We start from the raw sequence: 17,560 nt of genomic DNA, 5'->3' as shown, positions 1-17,560 counted from the left end.
TGCCGGGCGCTCGCGGCGCCCGTGTCGTTATCGGTTCGGTCAGAAGGAGTACTTCACGGTCAGGCCGATGTTGTCGCGGTCGCGGATGTTGTTGTTCTGCCCGCCGCCGTAGAACTCGGTGTACTGCAGTTCGCCTTCCAGGCTGTTCAGGTAGGTGGCCTTGATCCCCAGGGTGTAGGCCTTGCGACCTTCGATGAAGTTGCCGGTCTGGTAGGAGTTGCCTTCGAAGTCGTCCTTGTAGACCACGTAGGGCGACACGTTGACCCCGGCGAACACGTCGTTCCAGGTGCCGCTGAGCAGCAGGGTGTAGCCGTAGGCGTTGCGGTTCACCTGGTCGCCACGGTCGCCGCCGGAAACGTACGAGCTGTTGCCGCGCCCGGCATAGTAGCGGGTGCTGCCGTCGTAGGCGGTGTACTTCAGGCTGCTGCCACGCAGGTGTTCCGAGGCCAGCTCGGCGACGCCGGTCAACGAGTCGAAGCTCAGCGACGGGCCGAAGTTGTAGATGGTCCCGAGGGAGGTGTTGAACGCCTCGACCCGCTCGTAGTTGTGGATCTGCCCGCCGAGGCCGACCATCTGCCCGCCGACGTTGATCTGTCCGCCGTTGGCGGCTTCCGCCGCACCGTGGGCGAGGTCGCCGATCAGGTCGTTGGTGGCGGCGATGCCGATCGGCAGGTTCGGCCGATAGGCCAGCTCGCCGAACACCGAGGCGTCGCCCACCGTGGTGTTGAAGCTGAAGCCGTACATGCGGATGTCTTCGGCGAACTCGCGGCGGGCATTGATGTTGCCCATCACGTCGGCGGTCACCAGGCCGTTGGCCAGGGCTTCGGCGAGGTTGCCGGCGATCGGCCGCAGGGTGTTGGCCAGCGCCGCCAGGTCGGTCCCGGCATAGTCGCCGATGTCGGCGTACAGGGTCGGCTCCTTGGAGTGGTAGTTGACGAAGTAGAAGCCGAACTCGGTGCTGTTCAGTTCCTCGGCGATGTAGCGGAAGGCCACGCCGAACTGGCCGTCGTTGCGCGCGTTGATGTCCTTGCCGATGGACGACACCTTCATCACGTTGCCGTAGGCCGGGGTCACGCCGTTGGCATAGAGGCCGGTGTTCTTCAGCGCGCCGCTGAGCAGCGGATTGTTGCCCAGCGCCTGGTACAGGCCGATGACGTTGCCGAAGCCGGGCACCGGGGTGTCCAGCGCGGTACCGGTGAAGTCGCTGTAGCCGGTGTTGCCGCCGTCGGCGAACAGATCGGTCTCGGAGAAGAAGGTACCGACCGGGTCGAGGCGGGTTTCCTTCCAGTTCCACTGGTAGAAGGTTTCCATCGACAGGTTGTCGGTCAGGCCGATGTTGAAGCTTAGCGCTTCCACCGGCATCAGCACTTCCTTGAGCTCGGAACCGGGCAGGCGGTACTTGGCGGCGTCCACCGGGTTGGTGGTGTTGACCCCGCCACGGTAGAAGATGCCCTCGCCCCAGTTGAACACCTGGCGGCCGAAGCGCGCGCTCAGCGGCATGTTGCCGATGTCCCAGCTGCCGTAGACGTAGGCGTCGAGGATTTCCGCCTTGTGCCCGGCGATGTCGCGGGTCTGGCTGGTGAAACGGTCGTCGTGGGGATAGCTCTGGCTCGGCTGCGATGGATCGTTGTGGCTGTAGTAGTCGTTGCGCTTGTCCATGATCTGGGTGTCATAGAACGCCGTGCCGCGGATGAACACGCCATAGTTGCGCCAGGTCGCCTCCAGGTCCGAGGTGATCTTGTAGACCTCGGAAACCAGGCCGGTATCGAAGTTGCGGTTGCCGTCGTTGGTGTTGATGTCATTGTTGCTCTTGTCCTGCCCCTGCACCCGCCACAGGGTGCCGTAGGACAGTGTGGTGTCGAGCGAACCGGACACCTCGTTGTCGAGGAAGCTGAATTCGACGGCCTGGGCCTGGCCGCCCAGCAGCGGCAGCAGCCCGGCGAAGGCGAAGCCGGCCCGGGCCGGCGCGGAGCGCAGCCGGGGCTGGCGGTTGGGGATGTACATCGGGAACTCACTCCATGTGGTCATGCGTTGGGCGCCGCCACTGCGGGCGGTTCGCCGTTCGGCCGTTTCTCTGCGGCCTTGTTATGGGTGGTCGCGGCGTCACCGGCCTCGCATCGACGAAAGGGAACCGCGCGACGAGGCAGTGCAACCGGGATGCCAATTCAACGGAATCCTCCAGGCAATTCAATGGATTGCGAAAAAAACAGGACTTCCTGCGGGATGACTGTTCATTCACTGACCAGAAAACAGGAAGTGTCCGACAAAACGCGCCAGGCGAATTTCGCCGGTGGCGCGAAAAGTCCCTTCGCAGAGCCTGCGCAGGGAGGTTCGCGAAACACGATTAAGCGGACTCCATCAATGGAAAACAGTGAAGCGATTCCCAGAAGTAACAAAGGGCGTTACCAGCCAGTGGCCAGTAACACCCTCTTCCGGGTGAAGCTGGCGGATCAGGCCAGGCTCTTGCTCACCACTTCGTAGACGTCGCTGGACAATTCGCCGGAGGCCAGGATGCGTTCCAGCTCGCCGCGCATCAGCGCCTGCCGCGCCTCGTCGTACTTGCGCCAGCGGGTCAGCGGCACCAGCAGGCGCGAGGCGATCTGCGGGTTGAGTGCGTTGAGCACGATCACCTGGTCGGCGAGGAAGCGATAGCCGGCGCCGTCAGGACGATGGAAGTTGACCAGGTTCTGGTTGGCGAACGCGCCGATCAGCGCGCGCACCTTGTTCGGGTTCTTCAGGGTGAAGGCCGGGTGCTGCATCAGCGCCTGGACCCGCTCCAGCCCGCCCGGCAGCGGCGAGCCGGCCTGCACGCTGAACCACTGGTCCATCACCAGCGGGTCATCCTTGAAGTAATCGGCGAACATGGCCAGAGCCTTGCCCTTCTCCGCCTCGAAGCCGGAGTTGACCAGCACCGCCAGGGCGGTCAGGCGCTCGGTCATGTTGTCGCAGCCTTCGTACTGCTCCAGGCAGGCGGCGAGGATTTCCTCCCGGCCCGACAGCGACAGGTAGGACAGCGCGATGTTCTGCAGGCTGCGCCGGGCTATGTGCGAGGCCTCGGCGAGGTAGGCGGTGTCGCGGGAAATCTTGCGGTTGGCCTGGTAACGCTGCCACAGCGGCTCGAACAGCGCTTCGCCGATACGCTGGCGGGCGAATTCGCGGGCGGCATGGATCGCGTCGACATCGGCGACTTCGCTGATCTCGGTGAGATAGGCCTCGCTGGGCAGCGAGAGCATCTCGGCGACCATCGCCTGGTCCAGCGCCTCGTCCGCCAGGAGGGTGCGGTAGGCCTCGATCAGGCGCGGGTCGAGTACCAGTTGCTCGCCGCGCTGGTGCTGGCCGATCAGCTCCTGCAGGACCTGCACCGAAAGCTGTTGGCCGGCCTCCCAGCGGTTGAAGCCGTCGCTGTCGTGCTGCATGAGGAACAGCAACTGGTCGCGGCTGTAGGGGAAGCTCAGTTTCACCGGCGCGGAGAAGCCGCGCAGCAGCGATGGCAGCGGCTGCTCCGGCACCTCGACGAAGACGAAGCGCTGCTCGGCCTCGGTCACCGCCAGCACGCGGTTGCCGCCCTGGGCCACGGCCTCGCCTTCCAGGCGCAGCGGAAGTTCGTGGCCCTGGCCGTCGAGCAGACCCAGCTCCAGCGGGATGACGAAGGGTTCCTTGCTCGGCTGGCCGGGAGTCGGCGGGCAGCTCTGGCGCACCGTCAGGGTGTAGCGGCGGGCGGCGGCGTCGTACTCGCCTTCCACCGCCAGGCGCGGAGTGCCGGACTGGCTGTACCAGCGCTTGAACTGGGTCAGGTCGACGCCATTGGCGTCTTCCATGGCCTTGACGAAATCGTCGCAGGTCACCGCCTGGCCGTCGTGGCGCTGGAAGTACAGGTCCGAGCCCTTGCGGAAGCCTTCGGCGCCGAGCAGGGTGTGGATCATCCGCACCACTTCCGAGCCCTTCTCGTAGACGGTCAGGGTGTAGAAGTTGGAAATCTCGATGAACGAGTCGGGGCGCACCGGATGCGCCATCGGCCCGGCGTCCTCGGCGAACTGGTTGGTGCGCAGGAAGGCGACGTCCTCGACGCGCTTGACCGTGCGCGAGTTCATGTCGGCGGAGAACTCCGAGTCACGGAATACGGTGAAGCCCTCCTTGAGCGACAGCTGGAACCAGTCGCGGCAGGTGACCCGGTTACCCGACCAGTTGTGGAAATACTCATGCGCCACCACGCCCTCGACCCGCTGGTGGGCGGCGTCGGTGGCGGTTTCGGCGCGGGCCAGGACGCAACTGGAGTTGAAGATGTTGAGGCCCTTGTTCTCCATCGCGCCCATGTTGAAGTCGTTGACCGCGACGATCATGAAGATGTCCAGGTCGTACTCGCGGCCGTAGACCTCCTCGTCCCAGCGCATCGACTTCTTCAGGCTGTCCATGGCGTGCTGGACCTTGTCGATGTTCTCCGGCTCGACGTAGATGCGCAGCGCCACGTCGCGCTGGCTCATGGTGCGGAAGCTGTCCTCGACGCACCAGAGGTCGCCGGCGACCAGGGCGAACAGGTAGGCCGGCTTCTTGAACGGGTCTTCCCAGGTCGCCCAGTGCCGGCCGTTGCCTTCGGAACCGCTGGCCACCGGGTTGCCGTTGGAGAGCAGCACCGGGTAGCGCTGCTGTTCGGCGCTGACGGTGGTGGTGAAGCGACTCATCACGTCGGGACGGTCGAGGTAATAGGTGATCTTGCGGAAACCCTCGGCCTCGCACTGGGTGCAGAACATCTTGCCGGACTTGTACAGGCCTTCCAGCGCGGTGTTGCTCTCCGGATGGATACGCACCGTGCTCCTGAGGACGAATTCGGCCTGCCGCGGTTGCACCCCGAGCTGCTCGTCGTCCAGTTGGTAGTCGTCCGCGCCGAGCGCCTGGCCGTCCAGTTCGAGCGCCAGCAGCTCCAGTTGCTGGCCATGCAGCAACAGCGGCGGCAGGCCGGCGCCGCGCTCGGGGTTGCGCCGCAGCTTCAACTCGGCGTGTACCAGGCTGTGGTCTTCGAACAGTTCGAACTTCAGGTGGGTCTCGTCGATCAGGTAGTCCGGCGCCTGATAGTCCTTGAGGTGGATGACTTTCGGTTGCTCGGTGCGCATGGCTTGTGGCCCTTCTGCTCAGTGATGCACGGCGATCTGGTAGGCCGTGTATTTGCGAATGTTGATCACCCCGGTGTCGAGGATCAGGTACTGGCCCTTGATACCGCGAAGCGTGCCTTCGACGATAGGCGTTTTTTCCAGGTCGAGGCTGGCGACCTTGCTCGGGTAGGCCTCGACCGGGTAGGCGATCTCGAGCGGATCGAGGTCGATAACCGGTTGGATCGCCTGCAGGCCGAAACGTTGCTGCAATTCGCGCAGGCCGTCGGCGCACTGGTCGAACAACTGCTCGCGGACTGCCGCCAGATCGACCGGCTCGGCTTCGCCCTTGAGCATGGCCCGCCAATTGGTGCGGTCGGCGACCTGGCTGCGCAGCAGGTCTTCCACCAGGCCGGACTGCTGGCGGGTGGCCACGCGCAGGATCGGCAGCGCCTGGCGCGCGCCCTGGTCGATCCAGCGGGTGGGAATCTGGCTGGCGCGGGTGATGCCGACCTTCACCCCGGAGGAGTTGGCCAGGTACACCACGTGATCGGTCATGCAGAACCGCTCGCCCCACTCCGGTTCACGGCAGGTGCCCTGCTCGTAGTGGCACTTCTCCGGGCTGACGATGCAACTGTCGCACTGCGCCAGCCGGGTGAAGCAGGGATAGCAATAGCCCTGGCTGAAACTCTTCTTCGTCTTGCGGCCGCAATGGGTGCAGAAGATGCTGCCGAGGTACTCCAGGCGCAGCGGCCGGCCGATCAGCGGGTTCACCGCGACTTCGCGGTCGTCGAGGCGGAAGGCGTATTGCACGGGAGCATTGCTTTCCAGGCGCGCCGTCATCTTGCTCAGCGCGCCGCGGGCGATTTCTTCCATCAGTGCACGGAGTCCGACTTGAACAGGATGTTCGGGATCGGCTCGTCGGAATGCGAGGAGCAGTGCTGCGGGCCCATGTAGCCGGTGCGCTCCTCCTCGGGGAGGTTCTGCAGCTCCCAGGCGATCACCGCCTGCAGGCAGAGTTCCTTCTGCTCCTGGGTCAGCTTGCGGCCGTCCGGCCACTTGCCGATCTCGATGGCCAGCTTGAGGTTCTGGTAGATCTCAGGAGTGATGTTCTCGATCGCTTGATTGAAGGACGACATGGCCGGCTCCGGTGAAAAGGCGTACCGGCCATTCTACCGGGCCGGGGCCGGCGGCGCACATCGAAGCTGCCGCAGCCCCTCGCTCAACGGCGACGCCGCGCCAGCAGGCCGCCCAGCAAACCGCTGAGGCAACCGACCAACAGCCCGCCAACGTGCGCGCCGTTGGCGATGGAGCCGAAGCCGAGCAGGTCGATCACCCCGGACAGGCACACCAGCAGCCAGATCAGCATCATCGCCACGACGCCCCTGGGCAGGCGATAGGCCTGGTTCGGCGCCAGGTACTGGAAGATCCAGCAGTGCCCGAGCAGGCCATAGAGCACCCCGGACAACCCGCCGAACAGGCTGGCGCCGCTCACCGCGTACTGCACCACGTTGGACACCAGGCCGAACAGCAGGGTCAGGCCGAGCAGCATCGGACGGCCCTGGCGGAATTCGATGCGCCGGCCCAGCTCCCAGAACCACATGGCGTTCATCGCCAGGTGCAGCCAGCCGAAGTGGATCAGCATCGGCGTGAACAGCCGCCACCATTGACCCGCCGCCAGGCTCTCGGCCAACGGCGTGAACAGCGCGTACTGGCCCTGGATACGGAAGTCCTGGAAGGTCAGCCAGCGCATCGTCGCGAAGTTGTCGCCAAGGTAGGTGACAGCGGCGACGACGAAGGTCAGCAGCAACACCGCGGCGGTCATCGGGCTCATCCGCAGTTGCCGGACGAAACCCTGCCCCGCCGGTCGCGGCGCGGCCTCCAGGGTCGCCTGCGGATCGCCTTCGGGATAACGCCGGTACAACTCGCGGACCTGCTCGGCGAGCCGCTCGTCGGGCACCCAGAGGACCTGCTGGCCGGATTCCTCGCTGACCCGGTGCGGCACGTTCAGACGCCGCAGCAGGCCGACGAAGCCGGCCAGGTCGACCGAGAGGGGAAACTTCAGGACCTGCACCGCGCTCACTCGTCAGCCTCCGGCCGCTTCACTTCGACCCAGACGAACTTGTGCCGGTCCAGGCGGGTTTCCTCATCCAGGCGGTAGGCCGCCAGCTTGCCGTACATCACCGCGCTGTAGTCCAGGCAGGCCAGGTTCGGCCGGATCGGCGCCGGCGTGCCGCGTCGCCAGTAGTGGCCGACGAACAACAGCGGTTCGTCGGCGCCGTAGGTCAGCAGGCTGGACTTCTGCTCCTCGCTGAGCGGCTCGCGGGCGATCGCTTCGGGCAACGCGTCGGGCTGGAAGACGATATCGCCGTAGGTGCGCGGCGCCTCGTCCTCGACCCAGAACTTGGTGCGGAAGAAGGCGCGCGTATAGCCATCGCTGCTGGTCAGGGTGGCACCGTGCGGCAGGCGCATGTCGGTGCCGCGCAGCAGACGGTTGCAGGCCAGGTCGGCGAAGCTGCCGGGCTCCGCCGACTCCTGCAGGAAGGCTTCGCTGATCCGCCCGTCGGGGAACTGCCGGCGCAGGGTCGCGATCAGCTCGCCGTCCCAGCAGGCATGGACCATGCGGAAGCGCCCGGCATCGAGGAACAGCGGCAGTTGCTGGAACCAGCCGAGGAAGTCGCGCCAGTCGGCGTCGTGGCCCTCGAACTGCTCGAGGGTCTCCTTGATCAGCCGGGCATGCCGCGGCGTATGCTCGCGGACGTACTGGCGGCCGCTGCCGGGCGCCGCCGGGGTGCTCCAGCCGAGCGCGTTGAATTCGTGGTTGCCCATGATGCACAGCGCCTCGCCGGCGTCGACCATCGCGTGCACCCGGTGCAGGGCCTCGCGGATGCGCGGGCCGCGGTCGACGATGTCGCCGAGGAACAGCGCCTGGCGCCGCGGATGGCGCCAGACGCCGCCCTGCAGGCGGTAGCCGAGCAGGTCGAGGAGGCGGTCCAGGGTATGCGCGCAGCCGTGGACATCGCCGATCAGGTCGTAGCCACGTCCGGGGTCGAGTTGCATCAGTCGCCTCCGCCCAGGCGGCTGCCCCAGCCGAGCTTGGTCCGGCAGATCTCGTAGTAGTTGTGGTCGATGGGGTGGATCAGGCGCAGCTTCTGCGGCTTCTTGCTGATCGTCACGGTATCGCCGGGGGCGCAGGTGAAATGGTTCTGCCCGTCGCAGGAGACCTGCGGGTAGATCTGCATGTTCGGCGACACGACGATCTTCAGCTCGCTGTTGCCGTCCACCACGATCGGGCGGCTGGAAAGCATGTGCGGGTACATCGGCACGATGACGATGGCATCCAGCTTCGGATGCATGATCGGACCGCCGGCGGACAGCGCGTAGGCGGTGGAACCGGTGGGCGTGGCGACGATCAGGCCGTCGGCCTTCTGGCTGCAGACGAACTGGCCGTCGATATACAGCTCGAACTCGATCATCCGGGTCGACTTGCCCGGGTGCAGGACCACGTCGTTGAGCGCATCGCCCTGCCCCATCGAGTCGATACCGCGACGCACCTGGGCATCGAGGAGGAAGCGGCTCTCGACGATGTACTGGCCGTCCAGCACCTCGCCGACCTTGGCCTCCAGTTCATCCGGGCGGATGTCGGTGAGGAAGCCCAGGCTGCCGCGGTTGATCCCCAGCACCGGCACCTTGTGCCGGGCCAGCGCTCGGGCCGCGCCGAGCATGCTGCCATCGCCGCCGACCACCACCACCAGGTCGCAGATCTCGCCCATGATCTTCCGCGAGCAGGTCTGCAGGCCGTGTCCGGGCAGGACTTCGGCGATGGTGTCCTCGAGGATCACATGCAGGTGGCGATCGATCAGGAATTTCTTCAGCCGGCGAATGGTGTCCAGCACCTGGGTGCTGCCGAGGCGGCCGATGATGCCGATATTGCGAAAGGGTTCCATGCGGTTCCTGCGAAAAGCTGGCGGGCGGGATAGAGCGGATTATGGGCGAAAGCCGCGGACAGCGGCAAACCCGCGCATGTAAGGGAAATCGCCGCGAGTGGCGCAACCCGGCTAACCTCAGGGTATGACGCTGCTGACCGAACTGCTCGACGAATTGCACCACCCGGCCGTCCGCGACCTGGCCTGGACCCTGCTCGCCCCGCCGTTGCTGCGCCGGACCCCGGAGCCGCAGCGCCATCCGCTCGCCGCCAGCCGCTGGCGCCAGGAACCGGAGCGCCTGGCCGCCTGGTTGCGCGAACAGGAGCGACAGCCGCAGCACCTCGCCGCCTGGCTCGCGCAATGGCCACGGCAGCGTCTCGGCCTGTACTACGAACATCTCTGGCAATTCGCCCTGGAACAGGCCCCGGACGTGCGCCTGATCGCCGCCAACCTGCCGGTGCGCGACGGCGGGCATACCCTTGGCGAACTCGACCTGCTGCTGCGGGACGACGACGGCATCCACCACCTGGAACTGGCGATCAAACTTTACCTGGGGCCCCAGTCCGGCCCCGGCGACTGGCTCGGGCCCGGCGGCCAGGACCGCCTGTCACGCAAGCTGGAACACCTCTGCCGACACCAGTTGCCGCTGGCGGCGACCCGCGAGGGTCGCCAGGTGCTGGCCGCCCATGGCGCCGAATCGGCCGTTTCCGCATTGTGGCTGAGCGGCTACCTGTTCCATCCCTGGCCCGGGCCGGGCAGCCTGCCCGCCGACATCGAGCCACGGCATCTGCGTGGCCGCTGGCTCCGCCAGCGCGACTGGCCGGCGTACCTGGCCAGCCTGGCCGGACCGCAGGCCGGGCAGCATTGGCTGCATCTGTCGCGCGAGCACTGGCTGGCGCCGGCCATGCGGCGGCAGGACCCGCTCGACCCACCGCGCGACGGCGCCTGCTGGAACATCGCCTTCGCCGACGAGGCACGTCCGCAAATGCTGGTAAGGGTGGTGCCGCGCGACGGCTACTGGGTAGAGGCCGAGCGCCTGTTCCTGGCCAGCGACGACTGGCCACCGGGGCTCAGCCTGTGGGGTAGCGCGCGCCAGGCCGCGGATGCCTGATCAGAGCAACGCCAGCAAACGCTCCTGCAATGCCCGGCGGCCCTGCAGGCCTCCGCTGTGCAGCGCCACCAGCCGGCTGCCGCGAGCCACCGCGCCACTCTCCACGGCCTCGCGCAGGGCGAGCAGTAGCTTGCCGGTGTACAGCGGTTCGAGGGCGACGCCGCTGGCCGTCTCGAACTCGACGATGAACCGCGCCAATCGCCCATCGAGGCGGGCGAAACCGCCACGGCTGGCGTCCAGCAGGCGATAGCCGGTATCGCCCCAGCCCGCCTCGGCAAGGGTCGCCGCGACCTGGGCGGCGACGCCGTGGTCCTCCGGCACCGCCAGCGCGCCCACCACGGGATGCCGCCCGGCCTCGCCGAGCACCAGGCCGGCCAGTGTCGTACCGGTACCGGCGGCCACCCAGATCGCGTCGTAATCGTCCCAGCCGAGCGTCGGCAACTGGGTCGCTATGCGCTCCACCAGCCCGATGCAACCGCGCGCGCCCAGCAGCCCGCCACCGCCCTCGGCGACCGGCAGCAAGCCTGGGTAACGTTCCCGCCAGGGAAGCCAGAAGCCGGCGGCATGCCGCTGGCGATAGCCGCCGTAGCCGAGCCAGTGCAGTTCCATGCCGAGACTGCGCAGGTCGCGCACCGTCGGCGTATCGACTTCGTGTCCGCGCAACAGGCCGACGCAACGGAAACCGAAACGCGCGCCAGCGCCGGCCAGCGCGTGCAGGTGGTTGGAATGGGCGCCGCCGAGGCTGATCAGGCCGTCCAGCCCCTGCTCGTGGGCCAGCGCCAGGTGTGGCGCGAGCTTGAACCCCTTGTTGCCGGAGATCAGCGGATCGGCCTGGTCCAGGCGCAGCAGCGCCAGTTCGACCCCGGCCCGTTGCAGCCAGTCGAGTTCGAGACGCTGCAAGGGTGTATGCGGTGACCAGTGGGGAAACGGCAAGGAGTCAGCTCACGGTGCGCAGGCGCCCCGTGGTCTTGTGCCGGGCGCAGCAGTTGGTGTCGCCGGCGACGAAGCGCGCCGGGTTGTCGACCCGGTCGAGCGGCAGGTTGCAGCGTTCGCCGCCGGGCAGCAGCGCCTCGCAGCGCGGCTGCTGGAAGTGGTCCAGCCACTGGCGGTACTGGCTCTCGGAGACGAAGCACTTGGCCGCCGCGTAGGCCAGCGGATTGTCCTGGTAACGCGGGATGTCCTGCAAGGGGATGGTCAGGTGCCCGGCGCCGGGATGGTAGGCGACGAATACCACGCCCTGGCCGGATAGACGCTCCAGCAGTTGCTCCGGCCCCTGGGCGGCCAGACGGTCGCGCTCGGCGCGCAGCTCGGCCAGTTCCTGCTCCAGTTGCTGGTCCAGCTCGTTGCGGTAGGCCAGTTCGACGTCGCGGATCGAGATCTGCTCCTTGTAGCCGGCCACCGCCGCCGCCACCCGAGCCTCCAGTTCGTCGGCGAACTCCGAGCGCAGCAGGTCGGTCTCGTTGCGCCCCTGGTTCTCGATGAAACGCAGTTGCCGGGTCAGTTCCTCGCGGTTGCGCTGGAACTGCTCGCCCTGCTCCAGCAGACGCTGCTGCAATTCGGCGTTCTCCCGCGCCTGCCGTTCCAGGGCCTGTTGCAGGCTGAGCACTTCGCTGCGCAGGATGTCCAGTTGCCCGCGGGCGTCCTGTTCGCGCCTGGCCAGTTCCTCTTCGTGCTGCCGGGCGAGCCCGGCCAGGCGCTGCTCCTGCTGCCGGGCCAGGGCGGCGAGCTGTTGTCGCTGCTGCTTGACCAGTTGCGCCAGGCGCGCCGTCTGCTCGTCCTCCTGCTTGCGCGGAGGCTCCGCGGGCGGTGCCTTCGGGGCGGCGGGACCGGCGGCGTACCATTGCTCTTCGGCGGCCATCTGCAGCCGCTGCGGCTCCACCGCGGCAGGCTCTTCGTCCACCAGCAGGCCCAGCTGGTTGCGCCTGAGCGCGTCGCGGATGAGCACGAAATGGTTGCGTCCGGCGCTGCTCTCCGGGTCCCAGAGGTGCATCTGGTGCCAGGACACCGGGCACTGGCTGCGACAGGCCAGGCGGATCGGCCCGCCGCCCATGTCGGGGCCGCGTCCGGCGCGTTCGGCGAGGTTGCGCAGAGGCAGGTTCCAGCCGGTGTCGGCGCCGCCCTGCTCGTCGAAATCGAGATAGAAGAACACCGCCGCCCGCGCCTGCAGGCGCGGATTGATCAACACATAGGCCAGGTGCATCTGCCGGTCGGCGTATTCCGGCATGCGCACCAGGCCATCGAGCAGCGCCTCGAATTCGGGATACAGCATTTCCTTGCAGACGCCGCTGTCGTTGAAGAACAGCACGGCCTCCGCCATCTGTGGCTTTTTCTGCATGCTCATCGCTAACCCTCGAACGCCTGGCGAGGCGGCCCGCATCCGGCAGTACCCATCTGGCATGTCACCTGAAAAACAGGCGCTATCTCGTTGTTCGGGCAAGTCTAGGGGAAAAAATGTCGCGGGCAATGTGACTGGGTTGGCAGACACCCGGGCGATGCCGGACGGCCCGCCGAGCGGTAGGGGAAATTGTGAAGCGGTCGGGTTTTGAGCGGACGGAGATCACCGTGGCAGAGCGCCACCGTTCACCGAACCGGTGCACAGCGCCCCGCCGCGCCGACGAGGGCGGACAGGGGCGATACGCAGAACCTGTGCGAGCTGGAGAAAAGCCGTTTTCAACGCAGTTTCTCCGCTACGCAACAGATCGCGGAAAGGCTCTCAGAGTTCGGCGGCCAGGCGCGAACCCTGGTTGATGGCGCGCTTGGCATCCAGCTCGGCGGCGACGTCGGCGCCACCGATCAGGTGCACGCTCTGGCCGGCCGCCAGCAGGCCGTCCTGCAACTCGCGCAGCGGGTCCTGGCCGGCGCAGACGATCACGGTATCCACCGGCAGCACCTGCGGCTCGCCCTCGGCAACGCGGATATGCAGGCCGGCGTCGTCGATCCCGAGATACTCCACGGCATTCACCATCTGCACCTGCTTGTTCTTCAGGCCGGCGCGATGGATCCAGCCGGTGGTCTTGCCGAGGCCGTCGCCGACCTTGCTCTTCTTGCGTTGCAGGAGGAACACCTGGCGCGCCGCCGGATGCACCTCGGCCTTGACCCCGGCGATGCCGCCGCGGGCTTCCAGGCGAGTATCGATCCCCCACTCCTTCCAGAACGCCTCGCGCTCCAGGCTGGTGGACGGACCGGCATGGGTGATGAATTCGGAGACGTCGAAGCCGATGCCGCCGGCGCCGATCACCGCCACCTTGCCACCCACCGGCTTGCGCTCGAGGATCGCATCCAGGTAGCTGATCACCTTCGGATGCTCGATGCCGGGGATCGCCGGTGTGCGCGGAACGATGCCGGTGGCGAGGACGATCTCGTCGTAGCCGCCCGCGACCAGGTCGTCCACGTCGACCCGGCGGTTCAGGTGCAGTTCGACACCGGTGCTCTCCAGCTTGTTGCGGAAGTAGCGCAGGGTCTCGTGGAACTCTTCCTTGCCGGGAACCCGCTTGGCCACGTTGAACTGCCCGCCGATCTCGCCGGCGGCGTCGAACAGGCTGACCCGGTGCCCACGCTCGGCGGCCACGGTGGCGGCGGCCAGGCCGGCCGGGCCGGCGCCGACCACGGCGATCTTCTTCGGCCTGGTGGTGGGGATGTAGTTCAGCTCGGTTTCGTGGCAGGCGCGCGGGTTGACCAGGCAACTGGTCAGCTTGCCGCCGAAGGTGTGGTCGAGGCAGGCCTGGTTGCAGCCGATACAGGTGTTGATCCGTTCGGCGTGGCCGGCGGCGGCCTTGTTGACGAAATCCGGGTCGGCGAGGAACGGCCGGGCCATGGAGACCATGTCGGCATCGCCCTCGGCCAGGACCTTCTCCGCCACCTCGGGAGTGTTGATGCGGTTGGTGGTGATCAGCGGGATGCCGACCTCGCCGCGCAGCTTGGCGGTGACCTTGGTGAAGGCCGCGCGCGGTACCTTGGTGGCGATGGTCGGGATGCGCGCCTCGTGCCAGCCGATGCCGGTATTGATCAGGGTCGCGCCGGCCTTCTCGACGGCCTTCGCCAGCAGCACGATCTCGTCCCAGCTGCTGCCGCCCTCGACCAGGTCGAGCATCGACAGGCGATAGATGATGATGAAGTTCGGCCCCACCGCCTCGCGCACCCGGCGGACGATCTCCACCGGCAGGCGCATGCGGTTCTCGTAGCTGCCGCCCCAGCGGTCGGTGCGCTGGTTGGTGTGCTGCACGAGGAACTGGTTGATGAAGTAGCCTTCCGATCCCATGATCTCGACGCCGTCGTAGCCGGCGACCTGGGCCAGGCTGGCGCAGTTGACGAAGTCGGCGATCTGCTTCTCGATGCCTTCCTCGTCGAGTTCCTTGGGCTTGAACGGATTGATCGGCGCCTGGATCGCGCTCGGCGCCACCTGCTTCGGACTGTAGGCGTAGCGGCCGGCATGCAGGATCTGCATGCAGATCTTGCCACCCGCCTCATGCACCGCCTGGGTCACGATCCTGTGCTTCTCCGCCTCTTCCGGCGTGCTCAGCTTGGCCGCGCCGGAATACACGCCGCCCTCCTCGTTCGGGCCGATGCCGCCGGTGACCATCAGGCCGACGCCACCGCGGGCGCGTTCGGCGAAGTACGCCGCCATGCGCTCGAAGCCCTGCGGCTTCTCTTCCAGGCCAGTGTGCATGGACCCCATCAGGGTGCGGTTGCGCAGGGTGGTGAAGCCGAGGTCCAACGGGGCGAGCAGGTGCGGATAGGGAACGGCGGCGGTCATCGGGGGTCTCCACATCGGGCGAAACGCGTTCACGGATATGCCGCGGCCTCGGGCGCAATGCGCGGGACGGGCAGCGGTCGGTATGGCGACGACTCTAAGGAGCGCCACCGGAGCGCTCAATGATCCTAAATGACAAGTTACTGATCGGAATGCACAGGGATGCTTGGCAAGCCGACGCCACTCCCCTACCCTGTGGGCTGCCTTGGAGACCCGCATGCGCAAGCTGATCTTCCTGATCCTCATCACCCTCTTCGCCGCCTACGCCGGCTGGGCCGAACGCCGCCCGGTAGGCCACTACCTGTCCGACCTGCGCAGCCAGGTCAGCGTGGTCCAGGGCCAGCCCGGCGAGCGCGGCAATCTGCTGGCGGTCCAGCCGGAACTGTTCACGCCGGACTACCAGAGCGCCGAACGGTTGCAACTGAAATTCCACGCCTACCTGGAAAATGCCCGCCGCCAGGGCCTGCTCAACGAGCGCACGGTGGTGGTGTTCCCCGAGCATGTCGGCACCTGGCTGGTGGCCAGCGGCGAGAAGCCCGAGGTCTACGCCGCTGCCGACTGGCCCACGGCGATGGACTGGATGGCCGCGAGCAACCCACTGAAGGTGGCGCGCGGCTGGATCACCGCGCGCGGCGATCAGCGTCTCACCGACACCCTGTTCCGGATGAAGGCGGTGGACATGGCCCACGACTACCAGACCCTGTTCGGCGGGCTCGCCCATGATTTCAAGGTGACGGTGGTCGCCGGCTCCATCGTCCTGCCCGACCCCGAGGTCGAGGACGGCGAGCTGCGTCCCGGCACCGGCCAGCTGTACAACGTCAGCCTGACCTTCGGTCCCGATGGCCGGCCGCTCGGCCAGCCGCAACGCAAGGTGTTCCCGACCCGCCACGAACTGAGCTACCTCAACAACGGTCGCGGCGAGCGCCTGCAGGTGCTGGATACGCCGGCAGGACGCCTGGGCGTGCTGATCGGCACCGACAGCTGGTACCCGGACACCTACGCCACCCTGGTCGAACAGGGCGTCGAACTGCTGGCGATCCCCGCCGCCCTGAACCAGAGCGGTCGCTGGCAGCAGCCCTGGCCCGGCTTCGATGCGGAGCTGGTTCCCGGCGACGTGCGCCTGGCGCCGAACAGCCTGAGCAACGCCGAGGCCTGGCAGCGCCTGGCGGTCGGCGAGCGCCTGCTGGCCAGCGGTGCGCGCGGCGCCGCCGTGGCCTTCGCCCATAGCCGCCTGTGGAACGTCACCGAAGACGGCCAGAGCCTGCTCGGTTCGTCGCAGGGCATGCGCCAGGCCAATCCCGGCGGCGGTGCGCAACTGGTCAATCTCTGGCTATGAGCGCGCCCCGGGTTCGCCTCGGCGACCTCTCGGTCGGCTTCGTCCAGGCGCTGGCCGACGCCCTGCTCGCCGCCGGCGTCGAGCCCGCACCACTGCTCGAGCAGTACGGCCTCGACCAGCGGCGCCTGGCCGAACCCGGGGCGCGCCTGTCGATCCCTCGCTACATGCGCCTCGGCCATGCCGCCATACAGCTCAGCGGCGACCCCGCCCTTGGCCTGCAGATGGGCCGCCTGAGCCGTCTCGGACAGATGGGCCTGGCCGGCGTCAGCGTCGCCCAGGCGCCCAACCTGCGCGCCGCCGCGCGGGCAATGATCCACCTGGAACCGCTTTACGCGCAGAACTACCGGGGCCAGTCGAGCCTGGTGGAAGACGCCGGCGGCGCCTGGCTGCGCTTCTATTCGATCAGCCCTTATAACGCCTATAACCGCTTCGTCGTCGATTCGGTGCTGGCAGGCTGGATCAGCCATCTCGGCGCCCTGGCAAGGCAGCCGTTGAAAGCGGAGCGGGTGGAGATCGAATATCCAGCGCCGCCTTGGGCCGAGCGCTACGAGGCATTCTTCGGCTGCCCGGTGGAATTCGGCGCGCCGACCAACCAGTTGCGCCTGAGCCAGGCCAGCCTGGCCCTGGCGAATGCCGAGCACTGTCCGAGCACCTGGAACCAGATGCTGGAACTCTGCAACCGCGAACTGGAGCAGTTGACCCGCACCCGCAGTTGGCGCGAGCGCGTCAGCCGCCTGCTGGGGCCGATGCTCAATGGTCGCGAACCGGACCTCGAGGAAATCGCCGCGCGCCTCAAGTTGCCGACCTGGACCCTGCGGCGCAAGCTGGCCGAGGAAGGCACCCAGTTCCGCAGCATCCTCAACGACACCCGCCGCGACCTGGCGATGGTCTACATCCGCGAGACCGACCTGGCTTTCGGCGAAATCGCCTACCTGCTCGGCTTCGCCTCGGCGGAAGCCTTCCAGCGCGCCTTCAAGCGCTGGAGCGGGCAGACGCCCGGCGAATTCCGCCGCGCCCAGCGACAGAGCGCCTGATCACATCTCGGTGGCGTCGTCCGCCGGCTCTGGCAGATCGCATTCGGCGGCATGCTGCTCCAGCAGTTCTTCCTGGTAGTCGTCCATCGCGGATCACCTTCGTTCGTCTGTGTCTTTCAGCTGTAGACGAGGAAGATGACAGCGGGATTACCGCGCGCGGACCGACGGAGCAGGAAATCCGGCAAACAAGGAGAAAGCGGAAGACGCAGGGGACGACGGAAACGAAAAAAGCGGCCATTGGCCGCTTTCTTCGTGGCTCACCCCGCCTCGGCGTGGTGAAGATGTATGGCGCAGCGGACGGGACTCGAACCCGCGACCC

General features: G+C 67.2%; 13 protein-coding genes. 3 read left to right on the top strand and 10 right to left on the bottom strand.

The features are described from left to right. Positions 1–39: 39 nt before the first annotated feature. From HMPREF2716_RS18710 to HMPREF2716_RS18680, 7 genes are all read right to left on the bottom strand, one after another. Positions 40–2,004 carry a DUF1302 domain-containing protein gene (locus tag HMPREF2716_RS18710; RefSeq protein WP_023096543.1) on the bottom strand — a complete coding sequence of 655 codons (1,965 nt, stop codon included), beginning with the start codon at positions 2,002–2,004 and terminating at the stop codon, positions 40–42. Positions 2,005–2,450: 446 nt separating this feature from the next. After that, entirely contained in the window at positions 2,451–5,108 is a 2,658-nt protein-coding gene (gene pepN, locus HMPREF2716_RS18705) for an aminopeptidase N (protein WP_003116455.1), read from the bottom strand. Positions 5,109–5,126: 18 nt separating this feature from the next. Continuing rightward, complete coding sequence (locus HMPREF2716_RS18700) at positions 5,127–5,960, bottom strand: DUF2797 domain-containing protein (RefSeq protein ID WP_003091329.1); 834 nt, start codon at positions 5,958–5,960, stop codon at positions 5,127–5,129. After that, entirely contained in the window at positions 5,960–6,223 is a 264-nt protein-coding gene (locus HMPREF2716_RS18695) for a YeaC family protein (RefSeq protein ID WP_003104989.1), read from the bottom strand. The genes HMPREF2716_RS18700 and HMPREF2716_RS18695 overlap by 1 nt, the downstream gene beginning before the upstream one ends. 83 nt (positions 6,224–6,306) lie before the next feature. After that, positions 6,307–7,167, bottom strand: coding sequence for a rhomboid family intramembrane serine protease (locus HMPREF2716_RS18690; protein ID WP_003104987.1), 861 nt, complete (start codon positions 7,165–7,167; stop codon positions 6,307–6,309). Next, positions 7,164–8,144 carry a metallophosphoesterase gene (locus HMPREF2716_RS18685; protein WP_003091336.1) on the bottom strand — a complete coding sequence of 327 codons (981 nt, stop codon included), beginning with the start codon at positions 8,142–8,144 and terminating at the stop codon, positions 7,164–7,166. The genes HMPREF2716_RS18690 and HMPREF2716_RS18685 overlap by 4 nt, the downstream gene beginning before the upstream one ends. After that, the gene (locus HMPREF2716_RS18680; RefSeq protein WP_003091343.1) at positions 8,144–9,031 is read right to left on the bottom strand and encodes an NAD(+) kinase; all 888 of its coding nucleotides are present in this window, start codon (positions 9,029–9,031) and stop codon (positions 8,144–8,146) included. Before HMPREF2716_RS18680 ends, HMPREF2716_RS18685 begins: the two co-directional genes overlap by 1 nt. A 124-nt stretch (positions 9,032–9,155) precedes the next feature. On the opposite strand from HMPREF2716_RS18680, the gene HMPREF2716_RS18675 reads away from it, so the two are divergent. After that, on the top strand, positions 9,156–10,121 hold the full coding sequence (locus HMPREF2716_RS18675; protein WP_003116454.1) for a DUF1853 family protein: 966 nt from the start codon (positions 9,156–9,158) through the stop codon (positions 10,119–10,121). On the opposite strand, the gene HMPREF2716_RS18670 is transcribed toward HMPREF2716_RS18675, so the two are convergent. From HMPREF2716_RS18670 to HMPREF2716_RS18660, 3 genes are all read right to left on the bottom strand, one after another. Continuing rightward, on the bottom strand, positions 10,122–11,021 hold the full coding sequence (locus HMPREF2716_RS18670; protein ID WP_012613884.1) for a 1-aminocyclopropane-1-carboxylate deaminase/D-cysteine desulfhydrase: 900 nt from the start codon (positions 11,019–11,021) through the stop codon (positions 10,122–10,124). A 37-nt stretch (positions 11,022–11,058) separates the two neighbouring features. After that, on the bottom strand, positions 11,059–12,498 hold the full coding sequence (locus tag HMPREF2716_RS18665) for a hypothetical protein (RefSeq protein ID WP_016852652.1): 1,440 nt from the start codon (positions 12,496–12,498) through the stop codon (positions 11,059–11,061). A gap of 336 nt (positions 12,499–12,834) precedes the next feature. Beyond that, a complete protein-coding gene (locus HMPREF2716_RS18660) occupies positions 12,835–14,874 on the bottom strand; it encodes an NADPH-dependent 2,4-dienoyl-CoA reductase (protein ID WP_003103513.1) in 2,040 nt (679 codons plus the stop codon). A gap of 214 nt (positions 14,875–15,088) precedes the next feature. Here HMPREF2716_RS18660 and HMPREF2716_RS18655 point away from each other — a divergent pair, with 214 nt between their 5' ends. Together HMPREF2716_RS18655 and HMPREF2716_RS18650 are read left to right on the top strand one after the other, a co-directional pair. Beyond that, positions 15,089–16,207: a carbon-nitrogen hydrolase family protein gene (locus tag HMPREF2716_RS18655; protein WP_003113936.1), complete on the top strand. Its 1,119-nt coding sequence runs from the start codon at positions 15,089–15,091 to the stop codon at positions 16,205–16,207. After that, positions 16,204–17,241 carry an AraC family transcriptional regulator gene (locus HMPREF2716_RS18650; RefSeq protein ID WP_012613883.1) on the top strand — a complete coding sequence of 346 codons (1,038 nt, stop codon included), beginning with the start codon at positions 16,204–16,206 and terminating at the stop codon, positions 17,239–17,241. The genes HMPREF2716_RS18655 and HMPREF2716_RS18650 overlap by 4 nt, the downstream gene beginning before the upstream one ends. The last annotated feature ends 319 nt before the right edge of the window (positions 17,242–17,560 follow it).

It is taken from the genome of Pseudomonas sp. HMSC076A11 (genome assembly GCF_001810205.1).
Taxonomy (GTDB): Bacteria; Pseudomonadota; Gammaproteobacteria; order Pseudomonadales; family Pseudomonadaceae; genus Pseudomonas; species Pseudomonas aeruginosa.
The sequence above is the reverse complement of the archived record's forward strand: the minus strand, read 5'-3'. Positions and strand labels throughout refer to the sequence as shown.

What these genes read in the sequence shown, in the direction of transcription:
- pepN (WP_003116455.1), bottom strand. Translation starts at nt 5,108, where the DNA reads ATGCGCACCGAGCAACCGAAAGTCATCCACCTCAAGGACTATCAGGCG.
- HMPREF2716_RS18655 (WP_003113936.1), top strand. Translation starts at nt 15,089, where the DNA reads ATGCGCAAGCTGATCTTCCTGATCCTCATCACCCTCTTCGCCGCCTAC.
- HMPREF2716_RS18685 (WP_003091336.1), bottom strand. Translation starts at nt 8,144, where the DNA reads ATGCAACTCGACCCCGGACGTGGCTACGACCTGATCGGCGATGTCCAC.
- HMPREF2716_RS18660 (WP_003103513.1), bottom strand. Translation starts at nt 14,874, where the DNA reads ATGACCGCCGCCGTTCCCTATCCGCACCTGCTCGCCCCGTTGGACCTC.
- HMPREF2716_RS18695 (WP_003104989.1), bottom strand. Translation starts at nt 6,223, where the DNA reads ATGTCGTCCTTCAATCAAGCGATCGAGAACATCACTCCTGAGATCTAC.
- HMPREF2716_RS18710 (WP_023096543.1), bottom strand. Translation starts at nt 2,004, where the DNA reads ATGTACATCCCCAACCGCCAGCCCCGGCTGCGCTCCGCGCCGGCCCGG.
- HMPREF2716_RS18680 (WP_003091343.1), bottom strand. Translation starts at nt 9,031, where the DNA reads ATGGAACCCTTTCGCAATATCGGCATCATCGGCCGCCTCGGCAGCACC.
- HMPREF2716_RS18700 (WP_003091329.1), bottom strand. Translation starts at nt 5,960, where the DNA reads ATGGAAGAAATCGCCCGCGGCGCGCTGAGCAAGATGACGGCGCGCCTG.
- HMPREF2716_RS18650 (WP_012613883.1), top strand. Translation starts at nt 16,204, where the DNA reads ATGAGCGCGCCCCGGGTTCGCCTCGGCGACCTCTCGGTCGGCTTCGTC.
- HMPREF2716_RS18675 (WP_003116454.1), top strand. Translation starts at nt 9,156, where the DNA reads ATGACGCTGCTGACCGAACTGCTCGACGAATTGCACCACCCGGCCGTC.
- HMPREF2716_RS18665 (WP_016852652.1), bottom strand. Translation starts at nt 12,498, where the DNA reads ATGCGGGCCGCCTCGCCAGGCGTTCGAGGGTTAGCGATGAGCATGCAG.